The sequence below is a fragment of the Deinococcus frigens DSM 12807 genome (genome assembly GCF_000701425.1).
In the GTDB taxonomy this organism is placed as follows: Bacteria; Deinococcota; Deinococci; order Deinococcales; family Deinococcaceae; genus Deinococcus; species Deinococcus frigens.
This window is the reverse complement of the sequence record NZ_JNIW01000086.1, coordinates 1-10014: the sequence shown is the minus strand read 5'-3', so window position 1 is coordinate 10014 and position 10014 is coordinate 1. Positions and strand designations below refer to the sequence as shown.

The following is a 10014-nucleotide window of genomic DNA, read 5'->3' as shown; positions in this document are numbered from 1 at the left end:
CACGCCCGAACCAGCGTTTCTACCTCAATCAGACGAAGCAATCAGAAACAAGCGTTCCAGACGTGGTCAATGGTCGCGGCAGGGGTGGCCTGAACTTCAGGCCACCCCTGCCCTCAGGCTGCCACGGGTCAAGTTAAGGCAACACAACCCAAATACAGGCATGGAGGACATCTGGATCTCTCCCCTACCCGCTAGTCGGCCCATGCCCAATCGAGATTGGTCCCTTGGATATCCAGGCAGCTCAAATTCTGCCGTGTTCTCTGGATAATTCCGACTTCTTCACCAAAATTAGGATCGGGACGACCCCATCATACGGATTCCGATTGAATCGTTTGCAAAAACGGTAAAATCCGAGCGGAGCGAGTAGGAAAAAATACGGGTTTCGCGCATGGATTAACACTCCGGCGCTTTCCCGGAGTGGTAAGGAATTAAGCGGAATCCGTATCACTCCACTGGCAGCAGTGGGTTGAGCCTACGTTTGAGCTGACCGATCTGTTCGAGCAGTGCGGAGCGGGCGGTGGCCTCCAGCAGTTCCCGGGTCAGGGCCACCGCCCCGATCTCCCCACGCTGGGCCAGGTGCTCAAGCTGGCTCCACTGCGCGGCATTGAGATGCTTTTTGAGCAGCATCTGTAAGGTGGCGCGCTGGGCCGTCCACTGCTCTCCTGGAGAAGCTTCACCGAGGTGATCCAACTGCGCCTCTGCCTGGGCCTGCGCCTCCCGCTCGGCGCTCAGCTTCTGCTCTCTGACCTGACTGGCGCGCTCCTGACGCTGCCGCTCGGGCGTCACGAAGTCGGCGGGCAGATCGTACTTGGCCGGATGCTCCAGAAAGTCGGCCACCAGCCCCCCCGGATTGCGCACGCCGCCCTGGGCGGCGCGCTGCCGCAACTCCAAAAAGCGCAGGGCCTCTTCCACCCGCTCGGGATGCTGGCCCGCCAGCGCGGTGGCGCGGGCCACCGTGACCCCGGCCTGACGCAGCAGCCGCACCAGGGCCGGGTCCGCCGCGTGCGTGTCCGCAAAGGTGTACTGGGCCACCGCCTGCTTGCCCCGCCCCTCGATCACGGCGCGCTCCAGGTAGTGGTTGGCCAGCAGTTCCTCGTGGGCCGAGGCCAGCGCCCGGCGCACCAGATCACTGCGGTCCGTGGTCAGCCCGGTGGCCTGCCGCCACTCGGTCAGCGGCACCTGAAGCTCCCTGAGCATCTGGCCGTCGTCCTGCCGCCGGTGCGCCTGCAACGTGCGGTACAGCGCCCGGGCGGGCGGCTGTTCTACACTGTTGTCCTCTGCGTCTTGATCTGGCGAACCACCAATCACACGCTGGGCGATGGCGTGAAACGCAGATTCCAGCCCACGCGTCTCTTGGCCTGAAAAAGCGGGATACCTTTGGGCCGTTCCCTGACCGTTTCAGAGCCTCAGACGGCTGGCAGCATCGACTCTGAGTGCCAAGGTGATGGGATACCTTTGGGCCGGAGCAGAAAAACGCCTGCCAGGACGGCGTTTTCTTCTGGGATACTTTTGGGCCGTCGGTGGGATACTTTTGGGCCGATTTTTTGGGACACCTTTGGGCTGAATGGATAATTTACAGCTCCTAGCGCATGTTTCTGGCTCTTTACCGCTTGCTGGAACAATTTGGGATACCTTTGGGTCATCAGACCGAAATTCTGGGATACTTTTGGGCCGTTGGGCTAAAATTCTGGGATACTTTTGGGCCGTTTTGGCCCAGAAACACCGTCTACGACAGCTAATGCCTCCTGCTCTGTTGTTGTTTTCTTTTATTCTTTAATCAGGAAGAACAACTACATGTACCGAAAAAAGCCGCCACAACTCCCTCCCCTGCTCACGGAGCGCAACTTGGACCGACTGGGTTTTTTTAGTATCCAGACGCGCCTCTTTGCAGAATCCACCTGGAAAAGCCAGTTCCAGGTGGGTGGCCGCATGGTTGTGGTTCACGGCGAAGGAACCCGGGGACGCCCACATGGGGCAGATACCGACATCATGCTGGGTCTGGAACAGCTTTTCGTCGCGCAGGGCAGCCCGGAGGACAACTGGATCCACACGACGCCCAACGCCCTGCGTGAAGCTGCCATGATGACCAAGAATGGCCGGGCCTTCCGGCGGATTCGAGAGGGCTTGCTCCGTATCTGGGCCGCCGGATTTATCGTCCGCGAGGGCTGGGTTGATCCCACGGGCCGCCCTGTCCGTTTCAATGCGGCCTTCAGGCACCGCAATCTGTGATGGTTGGACTAAACGCCCCTGCACTTTCAGTGCAGGGGTTTGGAAACGACTGAAAGTCGCCGTCAACGCCACAGCTTTCCGCCTATCAGCACGTCATGGCTCCAGCTCAATGTCCTGCTGGCACGTTATGGTTCCTCTTCCTCATGCCCAGCCGCTTCGCTTTTCGTGACGGCGCAGGTCTGAAAGACTTGCACTGAAGTGCATGGCTTAGGACCAGCGCGCTCGGAGAGTTAAAAAACGGCAGCCTGCCCAGCAGAGCTAGCCTCTTTCACAGGCGCACCACTGATCAACCCGGCCACCCACATGCTATCGGCGCGTCTTTTACGTGCCGGGACCGCTGGCCCAGATGACGGCTTCAAGGGTTCTGGCGTTTCTGCCTCTCAGTCGCCACGCGTTACATCGCCTCCAGCTCAAGAATCAGGCCGCCCATCTGCTTCAAGCGGGCAAGATAGCGAGTGGGTTCAAGCAGTTGATACGGGAAGTAAAGCCCGGCTGGCGGCGGCGTTTGACCATCCAGGCCGGTGAGCCGTTCAAGGAGCATGGCGACGCCGAGGCTCGTGAGCGGCATCTGGCCTTCAGGATGAACCACCGCGTGGCGGGTGCGGAGCGGCTTTCCTGAATGACCCTCGCCCGCGATTTCAATGATGATCTCAGTGGACATCGGCCCACCGCGTCGGCGGGTGGAGGTGATTCCAACTGCGAGATCGAATTGAATGTTCGGCGCGTTGGTCGCGTTCGCCAGGCCAACGATGTCGTAAGCGGCGAACGCAGCAGCCTCCACTTCGGTGCCGTCGACAGCACGGAACGTGGCTCTGGCGTCGTCACCCTCACGCCACATGTACACGCCGCCGCGAAGGGTCAGCGCCGCAGACATGGTTTTCGTCAGGCGCTCAAGATCAGCGGTTGTCGCCGGGCCGCCGGTGTCCTGCTCATCGAGCAGCGCGCTGATGGTGATGTCGTGAACCTGGCTAAACGCCCTAGCGAACTTAAGCGTCGGCACCGTCGTCGCGCCCACCAGCCACGCCGCACCGAGAACAACCGGTGCGGCGTGCGGACTGTGCATGTAGGCCGCCACTTCGGGGCCAATCTCGGTGATGCCCCCAGAGATGCTGATGTAGGCCGCGCCGTGTGCTTGGGCGAACCGGAGTCCAGCGATCCTGTCGTCCTTTGGAATGCCAGCGACAGCGCTGACCCGGCGCTCACCGAGGCCAAGGTCATCGGCGGCAAGGTCAAGTGAGACGCCCTGGGCATCGCCGATCTCAGCGGCGACCTCCTCGGCCCTGGCGAGGTCGCGTCCGCCGATCAGCAGTGGCAGATCAGGGTGAGCGGCGCGCAGAACCCGCGCCGCCGCGCGGCCAATAACGCCGGAGCCGCCGATAAGCAAAATGGGATGAATGGGACTGGGTGACATAATGAACCCTCCTCTATGCAGGCTTGAAACCTACCAATAGTAGATAGCACAAATAAACTACTTATGGTAGGTTAAGAGCGGTGATTGGGTGACGATGAAGAGCAATAAGAATGGCGCTGCTGAAATGGTTGCCCGGCGCAGGCTGTCCAGGGCTGACCGGCGGCGTCAGCTTCTTGATGTGGCGCGGCTGATCGTGCGGGAGGAGGGCGCAGACCGGCTGACTCTGGGACACTTGGCCGTGCGCGCCGCCGTGTCCAAGCCGGTCGTCTATGACCACTTCGCAACGCGCTCAGCGCTGCTGATCGAGCTGTACCGGTGGATTGACCAGGCGCAGGTCATGGCCCTCCAGAACGCGGTCACCGGTGACCACCAGAGTCTGCCAGAGACCGTCCAGGCGCTCGCCGCCGCCTATCTCCACTGCGCCGCCGATACCAACGGCGAATTCTATGCAGTCGGCGCGGCGTTGGCAGGCAGCGGTGAGAAAGCGTCGGTGTTTCAGGAACTGCTCGACGGCTGCGTTCTGATGTTCGTCTCGGTGTTCGGGCCGCACAGCACGGTGTCGCCAGCCGAGTTGGAGCGGCGCTGCGTCGGTCTGGTCGGCGCGGGCGAGGCGCTCTCCACTGCGATGGTGCGCGGCCACATCAGTGAAGCACAGGCGGCTGAGACCTTTGCCTCCATCATCCAAAGTGCATTGCGCGTTTCCCCGTCTTGAGACCGCCAGCTCTTTGAAGAGCCGTCGCAGTCATTATCGGATTCAGATTCTGGAGAGCCGTAATAGCAACCGCGTGCAGATCATCGGCCCGCTACCTAGAGCATCCCCTGCATCTGGGCTACCCCCTGGGTTGGACCGGGTCTGCGGTGGTTAGCTGGCCTGGGCCTGGGCCTGGGCCTGGGCGCGGGCGCGGGCAATCCTGAACGCCGTGGGCGCGATACTGGCGGCGGCAAAGGTCTTGCCCTCCTCGTGGATGAGGCGGTCAAGCTCCAGCAGGTCCGCTGTGGACTCCGTGACGCAGTGCAGGGCGCAAACGTCGTGCATCTCCCACATTTTTTGAAACGCCTTGCGGGGGTCCGTGGTGGTGAAGCCTTCCAGCGGGTGCGGCTTGCCGTTCATCAGGTACACGCGGGCGCGGTGGCCCTCTGCCGGGTTGCGGGTGGTGATCCGGTAGTGGTTGAAGTCGGGGCGCTGGATGCTGGCGAAGCGGTCCACGTTCACCGTGCGCTCTCCTCCATCGGCGGGCAGCAGCAGGGAGGCCACGCTATCCACCAGCACGCGGCGGGCCTGCTCACCCTCGGCGTCCAGGTCTTCGCAGTTGTAAAACAACTGCTGAAGGTGGTTCATCAGCTCGGCGGGACTGATGGCGGCGTGTTCGCCGTTGTCCTGCGCCTGGGCGTACTCGCGGCGGTGGGCCTGCTTCTCGTCGTCGGTCAGGTCGCGCTTGCCGTACAGCAGGACAAAGGCGCGGCGGTTGCTGAAGTACAGCGCGGGCCAGATGGGGCCGCCCACATGCGGGCCGCACAGCTCCACGGCGGCCACCTCAAGGCTCTTGATCTCGTTTGGATTGGACGGGATGACGGACATTTTTAACGCTCCTTTCCCTCTGTCTGAGATAAGTACATAATAAGCTATATAGCCTATTCTGTCAAGCTATTTGACCGACTATTTTCGAGACGGCCTTTACTTTGAGAATAGAAAAAGCCGCGCTAGGCGCGGCATAAGACAGAGAGAGAAAGAGGTTGAGGGTGTTGAGCGAGACTGGCGGACCACCTCCTTAAAGGTGGCCGCGCGTCTATCTCCAGCTCGTGCGGTCAGGACAGAACATTGTCGTCGGTCACTTCGCCAGTTTCCCGGCAAAAGACCCGCCAGTCTGCGCGGAGTTGCTGGCCGCCCGTGTTGTACTCGTTGCCGCACTCGCAGCGGGTTCCCTGCCAGTCGCCGGTCATCTCCAGCGTCCGCCCGCAACCGCACCGGATGGCCCCGGCGTCCCACTGTTCGCGCCCGTAGTCCTGCACGCCGTGGTCAATCATGGTCCCGGCGCACACACCGGCCTGGGCTTTGGCGTAATTCTGGCGGGCGGCGTCGTTGTCCAGAATGACCGCGTGATTTTTCTCGTCCACATCGAACATGAAACCGCTGAAGGCGTCGGTGGCGTAGCTGTAGTGCTGTTGCAGATTGGGGACGTGGACCGGGCCGGGTGTTCTGATCCATTGTGCGGGCATGTCTTTTTCCTCCTTGGGCTGGGTGGTGGCCCCGCTGGGCGGGGCCTGGGGCAGTGGGTTTACCAGTCGGCAATGATTCCCAGCTCGGCGCGGGCCGCCGCGTTGCCGCTGAGGGCTTCGTCCAGACGTTGGTGGGTGGGTGAGGGGTCTGCCTGGCCCGTGGGCGCGAGGACCACCGGGCCATACCGAAGGGTCTTGAGGCCCAGCGCCTTTTGCGCTACCCGGTTGGGGCGCTGATCAATGGGCGCGGCGCTGTAGATCACAGCGTAAGCCTGCACGCTACACGCGTTGGTGGGGACGCTGTACGCCTCGCCCAATTTGCCGTCAATCCACCTGTGGGCCTTGTCGTTGCCCCCTACCGCGTACCGCTCGGTGTGGCCGTCCGGCTGCATCAGGTACAGGTGCAGCGGCGCGGCCTCCCTTGCGTCAATCACGGTGATCTGCTCGGGACTGCTGACCCCCAGTTTTGCCAGCGCGTCGGCGTTACCTTCCAGGGCGCGGGCGTACAGGTTCACCAGATTGTCCGGGGCGGCGGCGTGGCGGCGCTGCTGGGCGGGGCTGGGGCTGGGTCCGTCTGCCGGGTCATGTGGCACCAGCACCAGCGGGCCGTGCAAGGGGGGGGTACTTTGTCAGGTCCATGCCGATCATGCGGCTGCCTGCCCAGTTTGGCGCGAGTTCTTTGAGCATTCCTTCCTCGTCAATCACCACCTCGTGGTCTCGAATGGCGTGGTAGTGGGCGGGGACGTATTCCAGCCAGCCGCCGATCAGCTTTTTAAGCAGCGTGTAACTGTCGGTCTCCGGGGTGAGGTTGTGAAGCTCCTGGCGTCCGTCGGGGTGAATCACGCGCATGGCTTTTTGCATGGGGTTTTGCTCCTTGGGTGTTGGAATGGGGGGACAAGGGGCGGGGGCGCGGTGGCCCCCGGCCCGGTTAAGCGGCCTGGGCCTGGGCGGGCGCGGTCTTGGCCTTCACGCGCTCTCCGATCTCGCGGGCGCTGGGATAGACGGCACACAGATGCCCCCACACGGTCCCTGCCTCCTGCTCGGTGAGGTCTGAGAGGGTGGTCAGGGGCCACGGCTCCCCCAACGCGGCGGCAGCAAGGCTGTAATGCTGGGCGCGGGGCAGTCCAGCGGCCCCCATGATTTTGTGCAGCGTGTGGGCGCGTCCCTTGCCGATCTGCGGAACGGCCAGCGCCACGGGCGCGGGTGGGGTGGGCGTCGGCTCGGTTGGCCCTTCGCGCAGGACTTCCAGGTGGCTGCCCGCTTCCTTGCCCCAGTTGAGATAAGACACGGCGCGGTCAATGCCAGGCTGATTCTCGCCGTCAATGATCGCGGTGAGGTGGCCGCTGTGGTCTGCGGTCAGGGTGATGATGTGGCTGCCGATAAACAGGCTCGCGCTGGAGCTGTCACCCCAACTGCCATAGAGGTTCACCTTCCATGTGCGGGTGAAGTTGGTGGGTTTGGTGCGGGCGGTCTGGGTCATTTTGGCGCTCCTTTCCCTCTGTCTGAGGTAGCCTTATAATAGGCTATCAAGCCTACTATGTCAAGGTCTGAGCGTGAAGGATAAAGGCGCTTTTCTGCGCCCTCATGGACTTTTCTCCCCTTCGTTGTCCGCTGGACACGTCGCCCTCTTTGGGGCGTCGTGTGCCGCTCCCAGCGGCGTTGTCTGGGTCTCCCCTCGCCGTGGTGCGGCCCGCCCTACCGGGGCCGTCCTTCACCCCTGCTCTCGGCTGCTGTCAAGCTGGGCCGCTTCAAGCGGCCCAAAGTCGGAACCCAGCGCTCTTTGCCGGGTTTGACAGCTCCCTGGGCGCTGTTGCACCCTTTGGCCGCAGGTCAGCCGGGAAAATGTTTGGCGCATTTCCCAACATTTTCCCGGCTGGCCGACAAGCTGCTTTCGGGTTTTGATCTCATGTCTTCTATCTCTTCAAAAAGAAAGTGCGGCCTCTGGCCGCTCCCTTTGTGCTGGTGTCTTTGCCGCGCTCGGCTAGGCTGCCGGGTCGTCCCAAAGCCGACGACGGGCGCGGCCCCCCTGCCGTGACCAGCGGGACGGCGGGCATGACACCGTGCGCCATCAGGCGCTCCTTTGTCTTCGGTGCGCTTCTCGTGCGCCGAATGGAGCCGCGCAGCGGCGAGGGGGGCGGTGTTGCTCCCCACCGCTCAAGACCCACCCCCAGCACCTCTCACGCCTCCGGCGAAGGGACTGGAATGCGGTAAGCACGTCAGCGACGTGACGTGAGGAACACTGCATCGTTGGCGTGCTGGTGCGCGTCAGCGCAACCGCATGGAAGGCCGCCCCAACGGGGCCGATGGTCTACCCGTCAGCAACAGTGAAACCAGCAAGACAACCGAGAATCAGAGTGAGCGAGCTACCCTGCCACCCTCACGAGCGTTTTTTCAACGCTTTGAACTGTGCCGGAGTCATTTCCAGCATCGTCATCAATCCCATTTCCATGTCGCTCAGCTCCATCACCCGGTCAATCGTTCCCTCGCGGAGTTCGGCACTCAGGGCCAGCACCCCGTCCACCGCCGTCTGCGCGGCTTTCACTTCCTGGGTCAGCGCCTCAATGCTGGTGCGCTGCCCTTCGGTGAGGTCCAGCGTCTGCCACCGCCGCAGTTGTTCCGCAAAAAGGTCCAGGTCCTCCTGTCTTTCGCGGTACTGCCTGTCTACCCGGTCCAGGGTGCCGTCATCCAGAACATGAGATTTGCCGCGTGCCTCGCTCAGCGTGACCTGAAATTCCTGCGTCTCTTCAAGCATCCCGTCCATCGCAGCGACAATTTTCGGCAACGAGCTGATCGGTTGCCACTCGAAGTTCTGGAAATCATTCATGCGCCGCCTCCCTCTAAATAGTCCTCAGAGTATCTTCCTGGTTGCGGGTCAGCTTTGAGCAACAGGCTGGATCTCCATGCATTCATGAAAAACCCCCACCGTGAGGCGGGGGCTGTCAGGCAGATGACGAACTGGGGGTGAGAGGGCTTACTTCAGGGCGGTCAGGAGCGCCGCCAGGCCCGTCAACAGAGCGCTGATCGCTGTGATGATCACAGCAATTTCACTCGGCTTCAGTGGCCTGCGGGCGCGTTTTGGTGTATTCTTACGTTGGGACATAAGAACATCACCTCCTTTCCAGCACCCGGAATGCAACTCCGGGTGCTGACGCTTTTCCCGGTGTTGCTGCCCTCTACAAACCTCCCCAGTTGTCATGCACCCCGTCCCGTCAGGGACACCGCTATTATAGGGGATAGAGGCCGGATTTTCTAGCGCCTGGAGCGCATATTTTGCCCTGGCCCCTCCCCGTGAGACTGCCCTGAGACCGTGGCCTGGACCCGGCACTCTGTCATGCTGTCGCCATGCCTCCTTGCGCTGAGCGCCCCCCTGTGTGGGTGGCCGTGTTCACCTGCATCTGCGCGGGCGGCGGCCTGGCGCTGAATTCCACCATGAACGACACCGACGTCTTCAATTGGCGCTGCTCATGGCCTCGGTAGCGATTGGCGCTGTAGCCTGGCGAGTCTGGGGCAAGCAGGCGCAGCTCCCGGCTGGACGGCCCGGCTTAACGCAAAGACGAACTGGCGACTCCGGGGTCCCCTTGATGCTGATTGCGCCGTCCTGCTCTCTCCCCTACTTCTTTTTGCGGCTGTTGCCTAGACCGAGCTTTTGACCCTTCTCATGCTTGGCCTGCATCTTGCGCCGGGTCTCGGCGGCCAGGGCTTTAAAGGGTTGTGTTGCCTTAACCGGATTAGGGTAGGCTCACCACCGTGACCGAAGGAACGCCCTACCGCCACCGCTTCCCGATGACGATCATCCAGCACGCCGTGTGGCTGTACCACCGCTTTCCCCTGAGCTATCGGGACGTTCAGGAATTGCTGCATCAGCGCGGCACCCTGGTCAGTCACGAAACCCTGCGCGAATGGTGCATTAAGTTCGGTCCTCTGTTCGCGGCAGACCTTCGTCACCGCGAACCCCGGCGGGGTTCGCGGTGGTATCTGGACGAGATGTGCACGACGGTGGACGGCGTTCGTCACTGGCTTTGGAGGGCCGTGGACGAGTACGGCTTCGTGCTCGACATCTTGCTCCAGCGACACCGAGACACTGAGGCTGCAAAGACCTTCCTGACAAGGCTGCTGGGTGAATATGACGTCCCAGAGGTCATTCACACCGATCAGCT

General features: G+C 62.3%; 12 protein-coding genes. 3 read left to right on the top strand and 9 right to left on the bottom strand.

Translation table 11 applies throughout. The features are described 5' to 3' along the window. Positions 1-444: 444 nt before the first annotated feature. A complete protein-coding gene (locus Q322_RS24240) occupies positions 445-1308 on the bottom strand; it encodes a hypothetical protein (protein WP_051668746.1) in 864 nt (287 codons plus the stop codon). A 486-nt stretch (positions 1309-1794) separates the two neighbouring features. Between Q322_RS24240 and Q322_RS0118395 the strand changes: the two genes are divergently transcribed. Next, positions 1795-2229: a replication initiator protein A gene (locus tag Q322_RS0118395; RefSeq protein ID WP_034419250.1), complete on the top strand. Its 435-nt coding sequence runs from the start codon at positions 1795-1797 to the stop codon at positions 2227-2229. 394 nt (positions 2230-2623) lie between these two features. Here the strand turns inward: Q322_RS0118395 and Q322_RS0118390 are convergent, their stop codons facing one another. Further along, positions 2624-3640, bottom strand: a complete 1017-nt coding sequence (locus Q322_RS0118390) for a hypothetical protein (protein WP_029479332.1) — start codon at positions 3638-3640, stop codon at positions 2624-2626. 94 nt (positions 3641-3734) lie between these two features. Here Q322_RS0118390 and Q322_RS0118385 point away from each other — a divergent pair, with 94 nt between their 5' ends. Then, a complete protein-coding gene (locus Q322_RS0118385) occupies positions 3735-4352 on the top strand; it encodes a TetR/AcrR family transcriptional regulator (RefSeq protein ID WP_029479331.1) in 618 nt (205 codons plus the stop codon). 150 nt (positions 4353-4502) lie between these two features. Here Q322_RS0118385 and Q322_RS0118380 read toward each other — a convergent pair whose 3' ends face one another. The 7 genes from Q322_RS0118380 to Q322_RS24850 all read right to left on the bottom strand — a co-directional run bounded on the left by Q322_RS0118380 (position 4503) and on the right by Q322_RS24850 (position 8957). Next, positions 4503-5219 (bottom strand): hypothetical protein, encoded by a 717-nt coding sequence (locus tag Q322_RS0118380; RefSeq protein WP_029479330.1) that lies wholly within the window; start codon positions 5217-5219, stop codon positions 4503-4505. A 227-nt stretch (positions 5220-5446) separates the two neighbouring features. Further along, positions 5447-5857, bottom strand: a complete 411-nt coding sequence (locus Q322_RS24680) for a hypothetical protein (protein WP_029479329.1) — start codon at positions 5855-5857, stop codon at positions 5447-5449. Positions 5858-5916: 59 nt separating this feature from the next. After that, on the bottom strand, positions 5917-6471 hold the full coding sequence (locus tag Q322_RS0118370; protein WP_029479328.1) for a hypothetical protein: 555 nt from the start codon (positions 6469-6471) through the stop codon (positions 5917-5919). After that, positions 6440-6718, bottom strand: a complete 279-nt coding sequence (locus Q322_RS0118365) for a hypothetical protein (RefSeq protein WP_029479327.1) — start codon at positions 6716-6718, stop codon at positions 6440-6442. Before Q322_RS0118365 ends, Q322_RS0118370 begins: the two co-directional genes overlap by 32 nt. 67 nt (positions 6719-6785) lie before the next feature. Next, entirely contained in the window at positions 6786-7337 is a 552-nt protein-coding gene (locus Q322_RS0118360) for a hypothetical protein (protein ID WP_029479326.1), read from the bottom strand. An 897-nt stretch (positions 7338-8234) separates the two neighbouring features. After that, entirely contained in the window at positions 8235-8681 is a 447-nt protein-coding gene (locus Q322_RS0118355) for a hypothetical protein (RefSeq protein WP_051668744.1), read from the bottom strand. Between the two features lie 147 nt (positions 8682-8828). Beyond that, complete coding sequence (locus Q322_RS24850; RefSeq protein WP_281173662.1) at positions 8829-8957, bottom strand: hypothetical protein; 129 nt, start codon at positions 8955-8957, stop codon at positions 8829-8831. Between the two features lie 647 nt (positions 8958-9604). On the opposite strand from Q322_RS24850, the gene Q322_RS0118345 reads away from it, so the two are divergent. Further along, positions 9605-10014, top strand: a 410-nt coding sequence (locus tag Q322_RS0118345; protein ID WP_029479324.1) for an IS6 family transposase, incomplete at its 3' end; no start/stop codon positions are given.